The following is an 18,597-nucleotide window of genomic DNA, read 5'->3' as shown; positions in this document are numbered from 1 at the left end:
GGGGGGGGGGGGGGGGTGGGGGTGGCCGGGGTGGGTGGGCCACACACCGCCACCCCCCACACCGCCCCCCCCCCCTCGGGTCGTTTCGGCCGGGGACACGTTAAGGATTTGGACAACCACGGAGCGCCAACCCCCCACCTGAGCATCGCCCCGCCGGGGCGGGAGGGGCTGGCGGGAACACGCGGGGCCGTCCACGCCTTGAACCGGTAAGGCGTCCGGCACGTGGGACGGGGCGGTCCGTGCGTGGCGAGAACTGTGAGGTCCCGGCCACCGCACCGTGACGTCGATGTGACGGCCGCGTGAAACGGTTTGCCGAACATGCGTAGGGTGCAGAGAACTCATCAGGGGGACGGCGCCCCGAAACGGGCACGGCGGCGGTGGACGACGACGGGTGAAGGAGGGAGCCGGAGCGATGGGCGACCACAAAGATCAGCACCTCCGGGTGGGCGCGGCCGTGCGGCGCCGGCGCCGGACCCTCGACCTGACCCTCGCCGTGGTGTCCGAGCGCAGCGGCCTGTCCGTCCCCTTCCTCAGCCAGATCGAGAACGACCGGGCGCGGCCCAGCCGCAGCTCCCTGGAGAAGGTGGCCGACGCCCTGCGCACCACCGCCGTGGAACTGCTCGCCGCCGCCGACCCCGCGTGCACCGTCGACGTGGTCCGCGACGAGGACCCCGACCCCGCGCTGGCGCCCAAGGTGCGCTCGCTGGTGCGCGGACACCACCAGATGCACGCCTCCGAGTTCACCGGCGACCACGACGCGGGCCGCGAACTGCAGTACCGCAACGACCAGTTGATGTTCGTCGCCGAGGGCGCCGTGGAGATCGAGGCCGAGGGCCGCGCCTACCGGCTGGGGCGCGGCGACACGCTGTACCTGACGGGCGGCGTGCGGCACCGGTGGCGGGCCACGGTGCCCGACACCCGGCTGGTCGTGGTCGCCGTCGCCGAGCACATCGAGGCGGTCCGGGAGGGGCCCCGCCGGTGAGGGCGGTCTCCCTGGTGCCGTCCCTGACCGAGGCGGTGGCCCGTACGCTCCCCGGTGCCCTGGCCGGTGCCACCGACTGGTGCACCCACCCGGCCGGGCTCGACGTCGTACGCGTCGGCGGCACCAAGAACCCGAAGACCGACCGGATCCTCTCCCTCGCCCCCGACCTGGTGATCGCCAACGAGGAGGAGAACCGCGCCCCCGACCTGGACGCCCTGCGCGAGGCGGGCGTCGAGGTACTGGTGACCGAGGTGCGCACCGTGCCGCAGGCCTGGACCGAGCTGGACCGCGTGCTGTCCGCCTGCGGCGCGCCGTCGAGGCCCCGGTGGCTGGACGAGGCGGAGGCGGCCTGGTCGGCCCTGCCGTCCCCGTCCCCCGAGCAGCGCCGTACGGCCGTGGTGCCGATCTGGCGCAGGCCCTGGATGGTGCTGGGCCGCGACACCTTCGCCGGCGACGTGCTGACCCGCCTGGGCGTCGACCACGTGTACGCCTCCCACCCCGAGCGGTATCCCAAGATCCCCGTCGAGGAACTGCGGGCGGCCCGCCCGGACGTCGTGGTGCTGCCGGACGAGCCGTACCGATTCACCGCCGACGACGGCCCGGAGGCCTTCCCCGGCCTGCCCTGCGCCCTCGTCGACGGGCGGTACCTCACGTGGTACGGGCCGTCACTGGCCGAGGCGCCCCGGGCACTGGCCGCGGCCCTGCGAGCAGGGCACCGCTGAGCAGGCCGCGCGTCGTGTGCACGGCGGCGACCGCCCAGGCGGTGACCAGCACGGCGTACAGGACGACGGTGAGCGCGTCGTAGACGACGAGTCCGGTGTGCCGGGCCAGGGCCTCCGCGCCGGTGACACAGGTGCCCACCGGGAAGGTGAACGACCACCACGTCATCGAGAAGCCCATGCCCTCGCGCCGCGCCCGCACGACGTGCGCGGTGGCGAGACACAGCCACATCAGCGCGAAGCCCGTCACCGGCACGCCGTACAGCACGGCGAGCACCCCGAAGCCCTCGGCGTACGGCGCCGGAACCACCCCCGGCGCCACGTCCGCGAACTGGCCCACGGCGGTCGTCGACTGCCCGAGCGGGCCCAGTACCAGGAACAGCGACGGGGTGAGCGCGAGCGGCAGCGGGCCGCCGGTGAGCAGCCGGCCGAAGATCACCGGCAGGGTCACCAGGGTCGCGAGCAGGCTCACGCCGAACAGCGCGACGCAGGCGAGCAGCAGCGTCTCGCGGGGCTGTCCCGGCGGCAGGTGCGGGACCAGCCGTGGTCCGACGGCCGCGGACACCATGGGCGCGACGAGCGGCAGCAGCCACACCGGGCTGGCCTGCCCCGGCTCCACCCGATGCCGTACGGCCATCAGGTACGGCACGGCGACCGCCGCCGCGAGCCCGACGACCGTACCGGCGGTGAACAGCACGGCGTCCAGGGCGACCGCCGCCGAGGTGCCGATCCAGTCCCGGCCGACCGTCAGGGCGCCGCCGCCGACGGCCAGCAGGGCCATCGACAGGCAGCCGTAGAACGGGGCCGCGGCCGGGTCGAGGAGATGCGCGCGGGCCTGGTCCCGGTGGTGGTACCAGTGCAGGGACCGGGCCACGAGGAGCGCCGCGAGGAGGCCGAGGGACAGTGCCCAGAACGCGGTGCACACGGTGCGCAGCCCGGGTATGTGGCCCGGCAGCGCGGCTCCGGCGCTGCCGACGATGGCGGTGCCCATGACGCAGGCGTACCAGTTGGGCCCGAGGTGACGGACGGCCGGGACGCGCCGGGCGGGGGCGACGGCGGGGGAGTGGGGCTGGGCGACGGTGACCATGCGTCCACGATCATCGCGGCCGAAGCCGCTGACCAGGGACCATGTCTCTATGAGGGCATAAGCTGGGGTTATGAGCAGGAGCAGTGCGGAGGGTGAGCAGGCCGGTCAGGGCGGTCAGGGCGTGCCGAATTCCTTGGCGCACCGGGTCCCGGACCTCGGCGCGATGGAGCTGCTGCTGGCGGTGGCCCGGCTGGGCAGCCTCGGCGGCGCCGCGCGCGAGCTGGGCATCACGCAGCCGGCCGCCAGCAGCCGCGTCCGCTCGATGGAACGGCAGCTGGGGGTCGCGCTGGTGGACCGTTCGCCGCGCGGGTCCCGGCTCACCGACGCGGGCGTGCTGGTCACGGACTGGGCGCGGCGGATCGTCGAGGCCGCCGAGGCGTTCGACGCGGGCGCGCAGGCGTTGCGGGACCGGCGCGACTCGCGGCTGCGGGTGGCGGCGAGCATGACGATCGCCGAGTACCTGCTGCCGGGCTGGCTGGTCGCCCTGCGCACCCAGCTGCCCGACACGGCGGTCTCCCTGCTCGCCGGGAACTCGGCGACGGTGGCGGCGCGACTGCTGGCCGACGAGGCCGATCTCGGGTTCGTGGAGGGCGTGAGCGTCCCCGCGGGTCTCGACTCCGCGGTCATCGCCCACGACCGGCTGATCGTCGTGACCGCGCCGGGCCACCCGTGGGCCCGCCGCCGGCGTCCGCTCGAGGCGGCGGAACTGGCGGCGACCCCGCTGATCCTGCGGGAGAAGGGCTCGGGCACCCGGCAGGTCCTCGACGCGGCCCTGGGCGGCCTGGCCCGCCCCCTGATCGAGCTGTCGTCCACCACGGCCGTGAAGGCGGCGGCGGTGAGCGGCGCCGGCCCCTCCGTCCTCAGCGAACTCGCGGTGGGCGAGGAACTGACCACCCGCCGCCTGGTCAGCGTCCCCCTCGCGGACGTCACCCTGGCCCGCGACCTACGGGCGGTATGGCCCACGGGCCATCGTCCGACGGGGCCGGCACGACAACTGCTGTCGCTGACACGGGTGTAGGGGGCGCGTTGCGCCCTCGTTCCGGTGCGACCGGTGGTGGGGTGTACCGGGGTGCGGGCGCGGGCCTGTCCGGTGCCCGGGGCGCGCCGGGTGCTGGGGTGGCTCTGCCGCGGGTGGTGTGACGCGGCGCCGGTCCGTCCTGCTTCCGGGGCGTGCCCGGGCGCCGGGTGTGTCGTGGGCGCGCACCCGGTGCCGGGCCGGGTCAGGAGGGGCGGGTCGCCTCTACCAAGGCGCGCATCACCCGTGCGTCCTCGCCCATCTCCGGGTGCCACTGCACGCCCAGGACCCAGCCGGGGGCGGACGGGAGTTCCAGGGCCTCCACCGTGCCGTCCGCCGCGTGGGCCGACGGGGTCAGGCCGGTGCCGAGGCGGTCCACCGCCTGGTGGTGGTAGGTCGGGACGAAGGTCTCCTCGGGGACGACACCGGCGTACAGCGTGCCCGGCACCGGCTTGACCGGGTGACCGCCGAAGGCGCCCACCACCTCGGCGTGGCCCTCGATGTGCTGGACGAGGGTGCCGCCCAGGGCGACGTTGAGGAGCTGCATGCCGCGGCAGACGCCCAGCAGCGGGACGTGCGCGGCCAGGGCGGCCTTGATGAGGGCCAGCTCCCACGTGTCCCGGGCGCGCGCGGGCGGGCCGGTGCGCGGATCGGGCTTCGCACCGTAGCGGACCGGCTCCACGTCCGGGCCGCCCGCGATCACCAGCCCGTCGAGGCGGGCGACCGTCGCCGCGGCGTGCTCCGGCGTGTCCGGCGGCAGCATCACCGCCAGCCCGCCCGCCCGCTGCACCAGCCGCGGATACCCGGCGGGCAGCAGCGCCGCCTCCAGTTCCCACACGCCCCAGCGCGCCCCGGTCTCCAGGTACGTGCTGACGCCGATCAGCGGTCTGTTCGTCGCCATCCGAGCCCTCCGTCCTACGCCACCGCTATGGACCGTCCTCATACCTTTGCCCGCGCGGGACACGCCCGCGCGGGACACGCCCGCGCGGGACACGCCCGCGCGGGACACGCCCGCGCGACACACTCACGTCAGGAACCCCCTCAGCAGCGCCGCCGTCCCCGCGCAGTGCTCCCGCGTGATCTCCCGCGCCCCGTCCGCGTCCCCGTCGAGCACGGCCTCCACCAGCGCCGTGTGCTGGTGCTGGGAGTGCTCCAGGTTGCGCACCAGCAGCGGGATGCAGTCCAGCAGGTCGTTCAGGGTGGCCCGGACGGCCGCGTACTGCGCCGCGAGGGCCGGCGAGCCGCACAGCTCCGCGAGGGTGAGGTGCAGCCTCGTGTCCAGCCGCCGGTACTCAGCCAACGGCGCGTCCCGGGTCGCGGCCAGCGCCTCACGCAACCGCGCCGCCTGCGCGTCCGTCAGCCCGTGCGCCGCGCACAGCCCGGCCGCGCCCACCTCCAGCACCTCACGGAAGCGCAGCACGTCCTCGATGTCGACCCCGGCGACCCGGCGCCGCAGTTCGTCCTCGCCGCCCGCGTCCGAGCGCGGCAGCACGAACGTTCCGCCGTACCGCCCGCGCCGCGCCCGGACCAGCCCCTGGTCCTGGAGCACCCGCAGCACCTCGCGCAGGGTCACCCGGCTGATCCCCAGCCGCTCCGCCAGCTCCCGCTCGGCCGGCAGCCGCTCACCCCCCGACACCAGGCCCAGCCTGACCACCTGGAGGATCTGCTCCAGCGCCTCCTCGAAGCCGTTGCCGGCCCGCACCGGCCGCAGCACCGGCGCGAGCCGGTCCGTCACGCTTCCCCCGGATTCCTCCGGCATGCGGCCGCGCCCCCTTCCCAACCAATGGTTCCCGGCAATACCTTATGGCTCCCGGCCAAAGGAGGCTCTCCCCGTGCCAGACCGCACACCCCCGCTCGGGGTCGAGGCACTGCACGCCCTCGTCGCCGCCGGTGACATCGACACCGTCGTCCTGGCCTTCCCCGACATGCAGGGCCGCCTCCAGGGCAAGCGGTTCGCCGCCCGCTTCTTCCTCGACGAGGTCCTGGCACACGGCACCGAGGGCTGCAACTACCTCCTCGCCGTCGACGCCGACATGAACACCGTGGACGGCTACGCGATGTCCTCCTGGGACCGCGGCTACGGCGACTTCGCCATGCACGCCGACCTGGCCACCCTGCGCCGCCTGCCGTGGAACGAGGGCACCGCGATGGTCGTCGCCGACCTCGCCTGGGAGGACGGCTCCCCGGTGCTCGCCGCGCCCCGCCAGATCCTGCGCCGCCAGCTCGAACGCCTCGCCGGCCACGGCCTGACCGCGCGGGCCGGCACCGAGCTGGAGTTCATCGTCTTCCGGGACACCTACGAACAGGCCTGGGACGCGAACTACCGCGGCCTGACCCCGGCCAACCAGTACAACATCGACTACTCGGTGCTCGGCACCGGCCGCATCGAACCCCTGCTGCGCCGCATCCGCAACGAGATGGCGGGCGCCGGCCTCACCGTCGAGTCCGCCAAGGGCGAGTGCAACCCCGGCCAGCACGAGATCGCCTTCCGCTACGACGAGGCCCTGGTCACCTGCGACCAGCACGCGGTCTACAAGACGGGCGCCAAGGAGATCGCAGCCCAGGAGGGCATGTCCCTCACCTTCATGGCCAAGTACAACGAGCGCGAGGGCAACTCCTGCCACATCCACCTCTCCCTCGCCGACGAGGACGGCGCCGGCGTCATGGCCGGCGACCAGGAGGGCGGCATGTCCGAGGTCATGCGGCACTTCCTCGCCGGACAGCTCGTGGCGCTGCGCGAGTTCTCCCTCCTCTACGCCCCCCACATCAACTCCTACAAGCGCTTCCAGCCCGGCTCCTTCGCGCCGACCGCGGTCGCCTGGGGACACGACAACCGCACCTGCGCCCTGCGCGTCGTCGGCCACGGCCGCTCCCTGCGCTTCGAGAACCGGCTGCCCGGCGGCGACGTCAACCCGTACCTGGCGGTGGCGGGCATGGTGGCGGCCGGACTGCACGGCGTCGAACAGCGGCTGGAACTGCCCGAACCCTGTGCGGGCAACGCCTACACCGCCGACTTCGCCCACGTCCCCACCACCCTGCGCGAGGCCGCCGAGCTGTGGGAGAACAGCACGCTCGCCAAGGCCGCCTTCGGGGACGAGGTCGTCGCCCACTACCGCAACATGGCGCGCGTCGAGGTCGACGCCTACGACGCCGCCGTCACGGACTGGGAACTGCGCCGCTCCTTCGAACGCATGTGAGGCACCCGTTGTCCGACCTGTCTGATCCGTCCGACCTTTCCGCCGAACTGCCCGACGTGCTACGGGTGCTGAACCCCGCCACCGAAGAGGTCGTCGCCACCGTCCCCGCCGCCTCCGCGGCCGACGTCGACGCCGCCGTCGTACGGGCCGCGCGGGCGCAGACCGCCTGGGCCGCCCTCGCCCCCGGCGAACGGGCCCGGCTGCTCCGCCGCTTCGCCACCGCCGTCGACGAGCACCTGGAGGAACTGGCCCGGCTGGAGGTCCGCGAGGCCGGGCACACCATCGGCAACGCCCGCTGGGAGGCCGGTAACGTCCGCGACCTGCTCGACTACGCCGCCGGGGGAGTGGAGCGGCTCACCGGACGGCAGATCCCGGTCGCGGGCGGCCTGGACGTGACGATCCTCGAACCCCTCGGCGTCGTCGGCGTCATCGCCCCCTGGAACTTCCCGATGCCGATCGCCGCCTGGGGCACCGCACCGGCGCTCGCGGCGGGCAACGCGGTCCTCCTCAAGCCCGCCGAGACGACCCCGCTGACCGCGCTGCGGCTCGCCGAACTCGCCCTGGACGCGGGACTGCCCGAGGGGCTGTTCCAGGTGCTGCCCGGACACGGGTCCGTCACGGGCGACGCGCTCGTGGCGCACCCCGGCGTGGCGAAGATCGTCTTCACCGGGTCCACGACCGTGGGCCGGCGGGTGGCCGCCAAGGGCGCCGCGCTCCTCAAGCCCGTCACCCTCGAACTCGGCGGCAAGAGCCCCAACATCGTCTTCGCCGACGCCGACGTGGAGGCCGCCGCGGCCGCCACGCCCATGTCCTTCCTCGACAACTCCGGCCAGGACTGCTGCGCCCGCACCCGCATCCTCGTCCAGCGCCCGGTGTACGACCGCTTCCTCGCCCTCCTGGCCCCGGCGATCGACTCCGTCCGGGTCGGCGACCCGGCCGACGAGAGCACCGACATGGGCCCCCTGATCTCCCGCGCCCAACTGGACCGCGTCCGCTCCTACGTCCCCGACGGCGCCGAGGGCATCCGCGGCAAGGCCCCCGAGGGCGGCCCCGGATTCTGGTTCCCGCCGAGCGTCCTCACCGGCGTCGACGCGCACGCGCGCGTGGCCGTCGAGGAGGTCTTCGGGCCCGTCGCCGTCGTGCTGCCCTTCGAGGACGAGGCCGACGCGATCCGCCTGGCCAACGCCACCGACTACGGCCTGTCCGGCTCAGTGTGGACGCGGGACGTCGGCCGCGCCCTGCGCGTCTCGGGCGCCGTCCGCGCCGGGAACCTGTCCGTCAACTCCCATGCCGGCGTGCGCTACTGGACCCCGTTCGGCGGGTTCAAACAGTCCGGGCTCGGCCGCGAACTGGGCCCGGACGCGCTGACCGCCTTCACCGAGACCAAGAACGTCTTCATCAGCACCGCCTCGTCGAGCACGGAGGGCCCCGCACAGTGAGCGAAGATATCGTCTGCCGCAGGCTTGTCGACCGTACCGCCGTCGTCACCGGAGCCGGCAGCGGCATCGGCCTCGCGACCGCCCGTCGGCTGGCGTCCGAGGGCGCGCACGTCGTCTGCGGCGACGTCGACGAGACCCGGGGCAAGGCGGCGGCCGAGGAGGTCGGCGGGACCTTCGTCAGGGTGGACGTCACCGACCCGGAACAGGTCGAGACACTGTTCAGTACCGCGTACGACACCTACGGCAGCGTCGACGTCGCCTTCAACAACGCCGGCATCTCGCCGCCCGACGACGACTCCATCCTGGAGACCGGCCTGGAGGCGTGGAAGCGCGTCCAGGAGGTCAACCTCACCTCCGTCTACCTGTGCTGCAAGGCCGCCATCCCCTACATGCGGCGCCAGGGCCGGGGCTCCATCATCAACACCGCGTCCTTCGTGGCCCGGATGGGCGCGGCCACCTCCCAGATCTCGTACACCGCGTCCAAGGGCGGCGTCCTCGCCATGTCCCGGGAACTGGGCGTGCAGTTCGCCCGGGAGGGCATCCGCGTCAACGCGCTCTGCCCGGGCCCGGTCAACACCCCGCTCCTCCAGGAGCTGTTCGCCAAGGACCCGGAGCGGGCCGCACGCCGCCTGGTACACATTCCGGTCGGGCGGTTCGCCGAGGCCGAGGAGATCGCCGCCGCCGTCGCGTTCCTGGCCAGCGACGACTCCTCCTTCGTCAACGCCACCGACTTCCTGGTGGACGGCGGGATTTCCGGGGCGTACGTCACACCGCTGTAGATCACCGCGCGCTCCGTCCTACAGTGCCGGAATGAGCATGACGCCGCCGCCCGGCTGGTACCGCGACCCGTCGGCCACCCACCAGGAACGCTGGTGGGACGGCACGGCCTGGACCGAGCACCGGCGCGCGCCGGGGGCCACCGGGTACGGCGCACCGGGGACCACCGGATACGGCACACCCGCGACCACCGGGTACGGCGCGGCCGCGGCCCAGCACCCGGTGCCCCAGGCGCAGCCCGGCCGGCCGTCGACCGTGCCGCTGTTCTCGGGCGGTGGGCAGGGGCAGCCGGGCGGCACAGGACGCGGGAAGGCCGTGGCCCTCACCGTCGCCGCGGCCGTGCTGGTCGCCGCGATCGTCACCGGTGTCTTCGTCCTGGGCGAGGACGACGGAGGCGGCCCCGAGACGCAGGCCCCGCCCGTCACCGCGACCGCCACCGACCCCGCGCCGGTGACCGAGGAGCCGTCGCCCAGCGCCTCCGAACCCTCCGCCGACGACCCCGCCGTGGTCGAGGACCAGCTCAACGGCGTCACCTTCCCGTTACCGGACGGCTGGGTCCTGCCCGAGCACGTCGCCGAGGACGACGTCATGATGACCACGGACGGCACCTACGACTGCCCGGCGGACGGCGGCGTGTGCCGGCACGGCCTCGTCGTCTCCCGCACCGTCACGTCGAACGCCGAGTCCTCCCCGAAGACCCTCGCCCAGCAGGACATCGAGGACGCCGCCGACGACGCGTACGACCGCGACCTGGTCGGCAACAAGCCGTTCGGCGGCATCGAGTCGCACGAGGAGGTGGCGTCCGGGCAGGTCGCGGTCGCCGGGCGCGCGGGGTACTACGTGCGCTGGCGGGTGGAGACGGCCAAGGGCCCCGGCGGCTACGTGCAGTCGCTGGTGTTCCCCTCCACCGTCGGCACCGAGTCCCCGATCCTCGTCCGCTACGTCTTCGACGCGGGCGAGGACGGGCCGCCGCTCGCCGACATGGACAGGATCACCAAGGGCATCCGGCCCATCGGCGACGCGGACACGGGCGGCGGCGTGGGCAGCGGCATCGGACCGACGGACTGACGGGCGGACTGACGGGGCCTAGAGGAAGGTGTGCCCCTCGCCCCGGTACGTCGGGACCGTCGCCGTCACCGCGTCCCCCTCCACCAGGTGCAGCGCGTCGAACCGCTCGCACAGCTCACCGGCCTTGGCGTGCCGGAACCACACCTTGTCGCCGATCAGCAGGTCGTCGGCGGGCGAGCCGAGCAGCGGCGTCTGCACCTCGCCGGGGCCCTCCTGGGGGTCGTAGCCCAGCCCCTCGGGCAGGTACGGCACCGGCAGCCGGTCGGCGCCGGCCGCGCCGGAGGCCGGATAGCCGCCGCCCAGCACGGTCACGACCCCGACGCCGGGACGCCGTACGACGGGCTGCGCGAACAGCGCCGCCGGACGCCCGGTGAACGAGGTGTAGTTGTCGAACAGCCGCGGTACGTACAGGCCGGAGCCGGCGGCGATCTCCGTGACCGCGTCCTCGGCGGCCGTGTGCTGCACGCTGCCCGTGCCGCCGCCGTTGACGAACTCCAGGCCCGGCACCACGGCGCGGACGGCCCGCACCACCGCGGCGCGGCGCTCGGCGAGTTCCCGGCGGGCGGCGGCCTGCATCAGCCGCACCGCGCGCGACCGCAGCGGCCGCCCGGCCACCGTGTCCCCGACCCCGGCGACATGGCCCTCGTACGCCATGACACCGACGACCTCGAACCCCTTGCGGCGGGCCACCGCCCGGGCCAGATCGGCGACCTCGGCGGGGGAGTGCAGCGGGGAACGGCGGGCGCCGACCCGCACCCGGCCGCCGAGCAGCCGCAGCGAGGTGTCCAACTCCAGGCAGACCCGCACGACTTCGCGGCCGCCGTCGCGGGCCGCGTCGATGAGGTTCAGCTGCGCCGCGTCGTCGACCATCACGGTCACCGCGGAGGCGAGCTTCGGGTCGGCGGTCAGTTCGGCGTACCCGGCGCGGTCCGCGGACGGGTAGGCGAGCAACACGTCCTCGAAACCGGAGCGGGCCAGCCACAGGGACTCGGCCAGCGTGTACGACATGAGGCCGGCGAAACCGTCCCTGGCCAGGGCGCGTTCCAGCAGGGCACGACAGCGTACGGACTTGCTGGCCACCCGGACCGGCTTGCCGCCGGCCCGGCGGACCAGGTCGTCCGCGTTGGCGTCGAAGGCCTCCAGATCCACGATGGCCACGGGGGCGTCCAGATGGGCGGTGGCCCGGTCGTAACGGGCCCGGTCGGCGGCGCGCGCAGTCATGACCGCAGCCTGCCAGACAGGATTACCGCAGGGTAGGGGGACGTTCCGGGCCAATGCCACGGGCGTGCGGACTGGTTCCCCGCCGGGCGGGGTCACGCCGTAGAGTGACGCGCACGCACGGCGGAACGACCCCGGGCGGCCGGGCCCCCGGGCTCGCGCCGGGATGGCGGTCCGCCCGTGCGGGTATGCGTGCCCGGGACGGATCGGTCCGACACCGGGCCGGGGCAGGAGACATCACCGGCCCGCGTCGGAGAACGGCCCGGGCCCGAGAAACGGGGGGTGCATGAGCACGGAAGCGCGCCGCGCCTCCCATCCGCCCCGCCCCACCGCCCCACCGGGCGACCACCCACCACCGCCCCAGCAGGGCCCCGACGCCGCCCCTGGCCGACAGGACACGGCACGGCACCCGGCAACGCCACCCGACGCCCCCCGACCCCCCGGCGCTCCGTCGCATCCGCGGTCGACCACCGCGTCCGGCTCGGGCACTCCGCCGCGCCCCGTAACGGACCTTCCTCCGGCCGACGCCCCCCGACACCCCGGCGCACCTACCCGCCCCGCCGCGCCGCCGCGCCCTGCGTCGCCCCCGCGGGGGTCCGACGCGGTCGCGGGCGGTGCGGGGGCTTCGGCGGCCACCGCGTCCGGGTCCGGCACCGCCGATCTCAAGGGCGCGGCGGCCCGTCCGCAGATCCCGCCCCGCCCGGCCCAGACGCCCGCGTCGTACGACACCGACGCGGCCGGAGCCGGTGGGCTTCCGTCGGCCACGTCGGATACCGCGCCCGGGCGGCGCCCGCAGACCCCGCCCGGGGACATCGGCGCCGAGTCGGCCCTCCGGGGGAGCGGCGAGACCCCGGGCCGGCGGACCTCGTCGGCCGAACAGACATCCCCGGACATCGACGGTTCCGGGCGCACCCAGCCCCCGTACCCCCGTCTCCGCCTCGACGACCGCTCACGCGGCACACGGGACGTACCCCCGCCGCGCGCTTCCGCCCGGTTCCCGGATGCTCCGCCGTCGGTCGGGCGTGAGGCCGAGCCGGGTGCTTCGGCGCGGTTCCCGGATGCTCCGCCGTCGGTCGGGCGTGAGGCCGAGCCGCGGGCGTCCGCGCGGTTCCCGGATGCTCCGCCCTCTGTCGGGCGTGACGCCGGGCCGCGAGGCTCTGCCCGGGTCCCCGAGGACGCCGCGCCGCAGGCTTCCGCCCGGTTTCCCGACGCCCCGCCCACCGTCGGCAGCGATGCCCCGACTCGGGGCGCCGCGCGCCCGGAGACGCCGGTCAGGCGTGCGGCGGCGCCCGCCGCGCGCCCGGACACGCCCGCCGCGCGCCCAGGGGTGCCCGCCGCGCGCCCCGCAGGCACTGTGCCGGGCGCGCCGCCGCGGAGCGCCCCGGCGCCCCAGGACCCGTCTCGCGGCCCGGTGGCGCCCACGGCGCAGGGTCCCGGTGTAGCCGAGGGCCTGCGGCCGGTCGGCGCACCCCGGCCGCCTGCCCAGCGTCCCGGCGTTCCCGAGGAGACCCCCTCCGAGACGACCCGGCGGCTGCGGCCCGTGCCGGCGGAGCCGGTGGGGGGCCACGACTCCGGTCCCGACCCCGCGTTGTCCTGGAGCGCCCCGGTGGTGCCCGGCGACGGGCGGCCCCGGGTGTCGTTCGGGCGGCCCGAGGGGTACGACGGGCTCGCCCGGCCCCGCCCGCTCGGCGGCCGGCTGCGGCCGCAGGCCCTCGCCGCCGCCGTCTGTCTCGTGCTCGGCGTGGGGCTCCTCACCGGCGCGGTCACCGGCAGCTGGCTCGCCGGGGACTCCGGGGACGGTGGCGCGCGCAGCGCGTTCGCCGAGGCCGGGGACCTGTGGCACAGCGTGCCGGTCGACCAGCTGTTCCCGCCCACCGTGCGGGGGCAGGGCGCCGGACCCGGCGGTGCCGACCGCACCTGGACGCGCGTCGCGGTCGCCCCGGACGGCGACTGCGCCGCCGCCTTCGACCGACTGCTCGCCAAGGTGCTCGACCCGGTCGGCTGCCGGCGCCTGCTGCGCGCCACGTACACCGACGCCACCCGGAGTCACGTCACCACCGTCGGCATGCTGTTCACCAAGGCCGACGCCGCCGCCATGACCTCACTGGCGAAACGGTTCGAGAAGGAGGGCCTGGGCGGCCGCGACGACCTCATGCCGCTGCCCTACGCCGCCAAGGACACCCCCGCCGCAGGGTTCGGCGCCCGGCAGCGGGCCGCCTGGACCGTCTCCGTCCTCACCGACGCCCCCGTCGTCGTCTACGCCGTCTCCGGCTGGGCCGACGCCCGCACCGTCGACGATCCCCAGCCCGCCGAGGAGGCCATGGAGTCCGGCGCCACGTCCGCCCCCGCCCAGGCCGGCCTCGGCCACGAGGCGAAGGGCCTCGCCGACCGCGTCGAACGCGCCCTGCGCAAGAACGTAGGCCCGGCCACGGAGCACCCGTCGTGAACGCACCCCAGGTGAACACCCGCCGCACCCGCCGGGCAGGCGGCGCCCTGAGCCTCCTCCTGGCCGGCGCCCTCGTCCTCGTCCCCGCGCCCGCCGCACACGCCGACGGCATCCGCGCCCAGCAGTGGGCATTGGACGCCCTGCACACCCAGGACGCCTGGCGCACCACCAAGGGCGCGGGCGTCACCGTCGCCGTCCTGGACACGGGCGTGGAGGCCGACCACCCCGACCTGGCCGGCAACGTCGGCACCGGCAAGGACCTGGTCGGCTTCGGCGCGGGCGAGGGCGACCGCGCCTGGGCCCGGCACGGCACCGCCATGGCCGGGATCATCGCCGGGCACGGACACGGCGCCGGCAACGCCGACGGCGTCATGGGCGTCGCCCCGGACGCCAGGATCATGCCCCTGCGCGTGATCCTGGAGTACGGCGACCCCTCCCGCGCCAAGGCCCGCAAGACCCGCGGCAACGCCCTCGCCGAGGGCATCCGCTGGGCCGCCGACAACGGCGCCGACATCATCAACCTCTCCCTCGGCGACGACTCCGCCTCCGCGCACCCCGAACCCGCCGAGGACGAGGCCATCCAGTACGCCCTGAAGAAGGGCGTGATCGTCGTCGCCTCGGCGGGCAACGGCGGCGAGAAGGGCGACCACGTCTCCTACCCGGCCGCCTATCCCGGTGTCATCGCCGCCACCGCCGTCGACCGCTACGGCACCCGCGCCTCCTTCTCCACCCGTCGCTGGTACGCCACGGTCAGCGCCCCCGGCGTCGACGTGATCATCGCCGACCCCGACCACCGGTACTACGAGGGCTGGGGCACCAGCGCCGCCTCGGCCTTCGTCTCCGGCGCCGCCGCCCTGGTGAAGGCGGCCCATCCGGACCTCGGCCCGGCCCAGGTCAAGGCCCTGCTGGAGGACACCGCCCGCAACGCCCCCGCCGAGGGGCGCGACGACTCCCGCGGCTTCGGCTTCGTCGACCCCGCCGCCGCCATCGAGGCGGCCGGACAGCTGAAGCCGGAGGGTCTGAACGCGGCGGCGTACGGCGACAAGTACTTCGGCTCCGGCCCCGACACCGACGGCTCCGACGACTCCACCTCGGCCTGGGCGGCCCCGCTGGCCGGCGGCGCGGGCGGCGTCCTCGTGGTCGCCGCCGTGGTCCTGTGGCGCGGCCGTCGCGAACGCTACGACGACTTCTGATCCCGCCCCGCCCCGCCACCCGCGTCGCCCGCCCGGCGGCTCCCCTCACCCTCCCCGGCGAAGACGGACACCGCCGCCCGGGCCGCCGCCTCGACCAGCGAGATCCCCTCCGCCAGGGTCGCGCTGCCCCGCGACACCACCGCCACCAGCCGGTCGTGACCGCCCGGGCTGACCCGCCCGATGCTGTTGACCACCCACAGTCCGGTGGTGCTGCGCGGCAGCCAGCCGTTCTTCAGCGCCCACGCGGAACGACGGGCACCGTCCGCACCGTCCGCCGCCGCCGACACACCCCACCGCTGACCGTCGGTGATCCGCCCCATCGAGCCCGTCACATACGCCCGTGAGGCCCCACTCAGCTCGGAACCGTCCGCCACGAACAACTGCCGCAGCAGCGCGACCTGATCAACGGCCGTCGTCCGCGTCAGCCCCCACAGCGTCCCCTCGCCGCCCTCGGTCCGCGTCAGCCCGAACCGCTCGTTCGCCGCGTCCAGCCCCCGCGCCCCGCCGATCGCCCGCCACAGCGCCGACGCCGAGTCGTTGTCACTGCTCTCGACCATCGCGACGGCATGCGTCCGCTCCGCGACGGTCAGCACCCGCCCCGCGTCCCGCGCCCGCAGCAGCAGCGCCGCCAGGATGTCGACCTTGACGATGCTCGCCGTCTCGAAGAGACCCGTGCCGTACGACGCGCTCACGCCGGAGGCCGGGTCGAGCACCGCCACGGACACCTCGGCGCCGTCCGTCACGGCCACCGACGCCATCGCCGCGGCCAGCCGCCCGCCACGCTCCACGACCGACTCGACCTTCTCCACCGTTGTCCACCGATGCCTCCTCGCCCTCGCGGGGGTCCGCAGTGAGCTGCTGACACCCTGAACTAGGGTCGGGGACCGTGGTGAACAAGAACATCCCCGACTCCGGCTACTCCGACGACGACGGATCCGCCGACCCCCGGCTCGACGCCGCGCTCGCCGCCTGGGCCGAGGACCGCACCGCCCTGGCACCGGTGCTGGAGGCGCTCAAGGGCGCCCGGCTGCTGGTGCCCGTCGTGGCCGTCCTCGGTGAGGTGGAGGAGGACAGTCAAGAGGGGCGCGAAGCTCTTTGGAAGGGCGGTGGTGGGCGACGGGAGGGCGGGCTGCGCCGCGAGAAGACCAGTGACATGGCGGTGCCCACGCTGAAGGCCGGCGGCCGCACCGCGCTGCCCGCCTTCACGTCCACCGCGTCGCTCGCCCGCTGGGACCCCGCGGCCCGCCCCGTCGCCGTACCCGTGCACCAGGCGCTGCAGGCCGCCGCGCACGAGAAGGCGGACACGGTCGTCCTCGATCTTGCCGGACCGGTGCCGTTCGAACTGACCGGAGCGGTGCTGCTGGCGCTGGCCGAGGGACGTACGACGACCGACCCGCTCGCCGACCCGGCCGTCGCCGACGCCGTACGAGCCGTCCTGGCCGCGGAGCCGGCCGTGCTCCGGGCGCACCTCGGGCGGGGCCGGGCCGACGGCACCCTGGCGCTGGTCCTGGATCCGGCGGAGGACGACCCGGCGAAGGCCGCCCGTGCCGTCGCCGAGCGGCTGGCCGCCGACGAGACACTGAGGGCCCGCCTGGTGCGCGGCCTCGACCTGGCACTGCTGCAGGCCGGGTCCACGCCGCCGGGCGAGCCCTTGTACGTGCGGGAACGGGGTCAGCGGTAGACGGGCCCCGTGTACTTCTCGCCCGGACCCTGGCCCGGCTCGTCCGGGACGAGCGAGGCCTCGCGGAAGGCCAGCTGGAGCGACTTCAGGCCGTCCCGCAGCGGCGCCGCGTGGAAGGAGCTGATCTCGGTCGCCGTCGCGTCCAGCAGACCGGCCAGCGCGTGCACCAGCTTGCGCGCCTCGTCCAGGTCCTTGTGCGCCTCGCCCTCCTCGGTCAGCCCCAGCTTCACGGCGGCGGCGCTCATCAGGTTGACGGCGACCGTCACGATCACCTCGACCGCGGGGACCTCCGCGATGTCGCGGGTCATGGCGTCGAAGTCGGGCGTCTCAGGCGGGGTGTCACTCATGCCGGACACGATAGGCGCAGCGGGCGATCCGGCCCCACTCGGTCTCGGTTAGCCCTTCCCCCGCCGAGCTGCTAACCTTGTGTAACGACCGGTCGGACACGCACGCCCCCAGGGCAGCGGATCCGGCCCACAAGTGGAGGCTCCGATCTCCCACCTGGCCGTCCTCCGGACGGCGGGTCACCGGTCAGGCGGTCCCCTCCCAGCGGCGGTGACCGGCCCGAAATCGCGCCCCGCGGTCAACGCGGCGGTGCTCCGGTAGTTCGAGGAGCCCCGCCTGTGATCGTCCGGGGCATTTTTCGTGCGCCGGCGCGGTTAGGTCTATCGAACACAGACGTTACGCGGCTGTTTGCCAGACCGTCGCGTGGTGCTACCGAGGAGGATCCATCAGCGCCGAGCCCCGCATCAACGACCGGATTCGCGTTCCCGAGGTGCGACTTGTCGGTCCCAGCGGCGAGCAGGTCGGGATTGTTCCGCTTGCCAAGGCCCTGGAGCTTGCGCAGGAGTACGACCTCGACCTCGTCGAGGTCGCGGCGAACGCCCGTCCGCCTGTCTGCAAGCTCATGGACTACGGGAAGTTCAAGTACGAGTCGGCCATGAAGGCCCGTGAGGCGCGCAAGAACCAGGCGCACACGGTCATCAAGGAGATGAAGCTCCGGCCGAAGATCGACCCGCACGACTATGACACCAAGAAGGGTCACGTCGTCCGGTTCCTCAAGCAGGGCGACAAGGTCAAGATCACGATCATGTTCCGCGGCCGCGAGCAGTCCCGCCCCGAGCTGGGCTACCGACTGCTGCAGCGTCTCGCGGAGGACGTCCAGGACCTCGGCTTCGTGGAGTCGAACCCGAAGCAGGACGGCCGAAACATGATCATGGTTCTCGGTCCGCACAAGAAGAAGACCGAGGCGATGGCCGAGGCCCGCCAGGCGCAGGAAGCGCGCAAGGCGGACGCGAAGGCCAACCCCGGCAAGTCGCAGAACGCCGCGGAGGCCGACGAAGAGGGCGCCGAGGCTCCGGCCCAGGAATCCGCCGAGGCTCCGGCCCAGGAACCCGCCGAGGCGTGACCCCCGGGGGACGCGAGTCCCCAGGACCAACCGATACAAGCGACGCTCCACCGTGCCCGGTTTCACGACCGGGCACCGGAGTGCCACCGACGAGGAGAGAACGGCGCTATGCCGAAGAACAAGTCGCACAGCGGTGCCAGCAAGCGCTTCAAGATCACCGGCTCCGGCAAGGTGCTCCGTGAGCGCGCCGGCAAGCGCCACCTGCTCGAGCACAAGTCGTCCCGCGTGACGCGCCGCCTGACCGGCAACGCCGAGATGGCCCCGGGCGACGCCGCGAAGATCAAGAAGCTTCTCGGCAAGTGACGTACGGGCGCCACTGAGCGCCGTACGTCAGGACCGGGACCCCATCGATACCGGGCCGCGTGAG

Annotated in this window: 18 protein-coding genes; 12 read left to right on the top strand and 6 right to left on the bottom strand. The window is 74.6% G+C overall.

Annotated elements, in window-relative coordinates; translation table 11 throughout:
* The first annotated feature begins 412 nt into the window (after positions 1 to 412).
* Positions 413 to 982: a helix-turn-helix domain-containing protein gene (locus ACFWR9_RS19940; RefSeq protein WP_383843710.1), complete on the top strand. Its 570-nt coding sequence runs from the start codon at positions 413 to 415 to the stop codon at positions 980 to 982.
* Positions 979 to 1,704: a helical backbone metal receptor gene (locus ACFWR9_RS19935; RefSeq protein WP_383843707.1), complete on the top strand. Its 726-nt coding sequence runs from the start codon at positions 979 to 981 to the stop codon at positions 1,702 to 1,704. Before ACFWR9_RS19940 ends, ACFWR9_RS19935 begins: the two co-directional genes overlap by 4 nt.
* On the opposite strand, the gene ACFWR9_RS19930 is transcribed toward ACFWR9_RS19935, so the two are convergent.
* The gene (locus ACFWR9_RS19930) at positions 1,631 to 2,788 is read right to left on the bottom strand and encodes a TDT family transporter (protein ID WP_383843704.1); all 1,158 of its coding nucleotides are present in this window, start codon (positions 2,786 to 2,788) and stop codon (positions 1,631 to 1,633) included. The two genes, ACFWR9_RS19935 and ACFWR9_RS19930, sit on opposite strands and share 74 nt — an antisense overlap.
* 70 nt (positions 2,789 to 2,858) lie before the next feature.
* Here ACFWR9_RS19930 and ACFWR9_RS19925 point away from each other — a divergent pair, with 70 nt between their 5' ends.
* Positions 2,859 to 3,806: a LysR family transcriptional regulator gene (locus ACFWR9_RS19925; RefSeq protein WP_383843701.1), complete on the top strand. Its 948-nt coding sequence runs from the start codon at positions 2,859 to 2,861 to the stop codon at positions 3,804 to 3,806.
* A gap of 202 nt (positions 3,807 to 4,008) precedes the next feature.
* Here ACFWR9_RS19925 and ACFWR9_RS19920 read toward each other — a convergent pair whose 3' ends face one another.
* Together ACFWR9_RS19920 and ACFWR9_RS19915 are read right to left on the bottom strand one after the other, a co-directional pair.
* On the bottom strand, positions 4,009 to 4,704 hold the full coding sequence (locus tag ACFWR9_RS19920) for a gamma-glutamyl-gamma-aminobutyrate hydrolase family protein (protein WP_383843698.1): 696 nt from the start codon (positions 4,702 to 4,704) through the stop codon (positions 4,009 to 4,011).
* 123 nt (positions 4,705 to 4,827) lie between these two features.
* Positions 4,828 to 5,562: a FadR/GntR family transcriptional regulator gene (locus tag ACFWR9_RS19915; protein ID WP_383843695.1), complete on the bottom strand. Its 735-nt coding sequence runs from the start codon at positions 5,560 to 5,562 to the stop codon at positions 4,828 to 4,830.
* A 73-nt stretch (positions 5,563 to 5,635) separates the two neighbouring features.
* Between ACFWR9_RS19915 and ACFWR9_RS19910 the strand changes: the two genes are divergently transcribed.
* The 4 genes from ACFWR9_RS19910 to ACFWR9_RS19895 are packed head-to-tail and all read left to right on the top strand — an operon-like array spanning position 5,636 to position 10,284.
* Complete coding sequence (locus ACFWR9_RS19910; RefSeq protein ID WP_383843692.1) at positions 5,636 to 7,000, top strand: glutamine synthetase family protein; 1,365 nt, start codon at positions 5,636 to 5,638, stop codon at positions 6,998 to 7,000.
* Between the two features lie 8 nt (positions 7,001 to 7,008).
* The gene (locus ACFWR9_RS19905; RefSeq protein WP_383843689.1) at positions 7,009 to 8,439 is read left to right on the top strand and encodes an aldehyde dehydrogenase family protein; all 1,431 of its coding nucleotides are present in this window, start codon (positions 7,009 to 7,011) and stop codon (positions 8,437 to 8,439) included.
* Positions 8,436 to 9,218 carry a 3-oxoacyl-ACP reductase gene (locus ACFWR9_RS19900; RefSeq protein WP_383843686.1) on the top strand — a complete coding sequence of 261 codons (783 nt, stop codon included), beginning with the start codon at positions 8,436 to 8,438 and terminating at the stop codon, positions 9,216 to 9,218. Before ACFWR9_RS19905 ends, ACFWR9_RS19900 begins: the two co-directional genes overlap by 4 nt.
* Positions 9,219 to 9,255: 37 nt before the next feature.
* The gene (locus ACFWR9_RS19895) at positions 9,256 to 10,284 is read left to right on the top strand and encodes a DUF2510 domain-containing protein (RefSeq protein WP_383843802.1); all 1,029 of its coding nucleotides are present in this window, start codon (positions 9,256 to 9,258) and stop codon (positions 10,282 to 10,284) included.
* An 18-nt stretch (positions 10,285 to 10,302) separates the two neighbouring features.
* Here the strand turns inward: ACFWR9_RS19895 and ACFWR9_RS19890 are convergent, their stop codons facing one another.
* A complete protein-coding gene (locus ACFWR9_RS19890) occupies positions 10,303 to 11,505 on the bottom strand; it encodes an amino acid deaminase/aldolase (protein WP_383843683.1) in 1,203 nt (400 codons plus the stop codon).
* A gap of 1,408 nt (positions 11,506 to 12,913) precedes the next feature.
* On the opposite strand from ACFWR9_RS19890, the gene ACFWR9_RS19885 reads away from it, so the two are divergent.
* Both ACFWR9_RS19885 and mycP read left to right on the top strand, forming a co-directional pair.
* Complete coding sequence (locus tag ACFWR9_RS19885) at positions 12,914 to 13,948, top strand: hypothetical protein (protein WP_383843680.1); 1,035 nt, start codon at positions 12,914 to 12,916, stop codon at positions 13,946 to 13,948.
* Complete coding sequence (mycP, locus tag ACFWR9_RS19880) at positions 13,945 to 15,141, top strand: type VII secretion-associated serine protease mycosin (protein ID WP_383843678.1); 1,197 nt, start codon at positions 13,945 to 13,947, stop codon at positions 15,139 to 15,141. The genes ACFWR9_RS19885 and mycP overlap by 4 nt, the downstream gene beginning before the upstream one ends.
* Here the strand turns inward: mycP and ACFWR9_RS19875 are convergent.
* Complete coding sequence (locus tag ACFWR9_RS19875) at positions 15,126 to 15,950, bottom strand: hypothetical protein (protein WP_383843675.1); 825 nt, start codon at positions 15,948 to 15,950, stop codon at positions 15,126 to 15,128. The genes mycP and ACFWR9_RS19875 overlap by 16 nt on opposite strands.
* 77 nt (positions 15,951 to 16,027) lie before the next feature.
* Here ACFWR9_RS19875 and ACFWR9_RS19870 point away from each other — a divergent pair, with 77 nt between their 5' ends.
* Positions 16,028 to 16,822: an SseB family protein gene (locus ACFWR9_RS19870; protein ID WP_383843672.1), complete on the top strand. Its 795-nt coding sequence runs from the start codon at positions 16,028 to 16,030 to the stop codon at positions 16,820 to 16,822.
* On the opposite strand, the gene ACFWR9_RS19865 is transcribed toward ACFWR9_RS19870, so the two are convergent.
* Positions 16,813 to 17,169 carry a DUF1844 domain-containing protein gene (locus tag ACFWR9_RS19865; protein WP_125493101.1) on the bottom strand — a complete coding sequence of 119 codons (357 nt, stop codon included), beginning with the start codon at positions 17,167 to 17,169 and terminating at the stop codon, positions 16,813 to 16,815. The genes ACFWR9_RS19870 and ACFWR9_RS19865 overlap by 10 nt on opposite strands.
* Positions 17,170 to 17,552: 383 nt before the next feature.
* Between ACFWR9_RS19865 and infC the strand changes: the two genes are divergently transcribed.
* The gene (gene infC / locus ACFWR9_RS19860) at positions 17,553 to 18,230 is read left to right on the top strand and encodes a translation initiation factor IF-3 (protein ID WP_383843799.1); all 678 of its coding nucleotides are present in this window, start codon (positions 17,553 to 17,555) and stop codon (positions 18,228 to 18,230) included.
* A gap of 108 nt (positions 18,231 to 18,338) precedes the next feature.
* Complete coding sequence (gene rpmI, locus ACFWR9_RS19855; protein ID WP_003977225.1) at positions 18,339 to 18,533, top strand: 50S ribosomal protein L35; 195 nt, start codon at positions 18,339 to 18,341, stop codon at positions 18,531 to 18,533.
* The last annotated feature ends 64 nt before the right edge of the window (positions 18,534 to 18,597 follow it).

Origin of the sequence: Streptomyces sp. NPDC058534 (assembly GCF_042717365.1) — a bacterium.
Lineage (GTDB): Bacteria > Actinomycetota > Actinomycetes > Streptomycetales > Streptomycetaceae > Streptomyces.
This window is presented reverse-complemented; position numbering and strand designations above follow the sequence as displayed.

What these genes read in the sequence shown, in the direction of transcription:
- ACFWR9_RS19915 (WP_383843695.1), bottom strand. Translation starts at nt 5,562, where the DNA reads ATGCCGGAGGAATCCGGGGGAAGCGTGACGGACCGGCTCGCGCCGGTG.
- ACFWR9_RS19925 (WP_383843701.1), top strand. Translation starts at nt 2,859, where the DNA reads ATGAGCAGGAGCAGTGCGGAGGGTGAGCAGGCCGGTCAGGGCGGTCAG.
- ACFWR9_RS19890 (WP_383843683.1), bottom strand. Translation starts at nt 11,505, where the DNA reads ATGACTGCGCGCGCCGCCGACCGGGCCCGTTACGACCGGGCCACCGCC.
- ACFWR9_RS19930 (WP_383843704.1), bottom strand. Translation starts at nt 2,788, where the DNA reads ATGGTCACCGTCGCCCAGCCCCACTCCCCCGCCGTCGCCCCCGCCCGG.
- ACFWR9_RS19940 (WP_383843710.1), top strand. Translation starts at nt 413, where the DNA reads ATGGGCGACCACAAAGATCAGCACCTCCGGGTGGGCGCGGCCGTGCGG.
- ACFWR9_RS19920 (WP_383843698.1), bottom strand. Translation starts at nt 4,704, where the DNA reads ATGGCGACGAACAGACCGCTGATCGGCGTCAGCACGTACCTGGAGACC.
- ACFWR9_RS19895 (WP_383843802.1), top strand. Translation starts at nt 9,256, where the DNA reads ATGACGCCGCCGCCCGGCTGGTACCGCGACCCGTCGGCCACCCACCAG.
- rpmI (WP_003977225.1), top strand. Translation starts at nt 18,339, where the DNA reads ATGCCGAAGAACAAGTCGCACAGCGGTGCCAGCAAGCGCTTCAAGATC.
- ACFWR9_RS19865 (WP_125493101.1), bottom strand. Translation starts at nt 17,169, where the DNA reads ATGAGTGACACCCCGCCTGAGACGCCCGACTTCGACGCCATGACCCGC.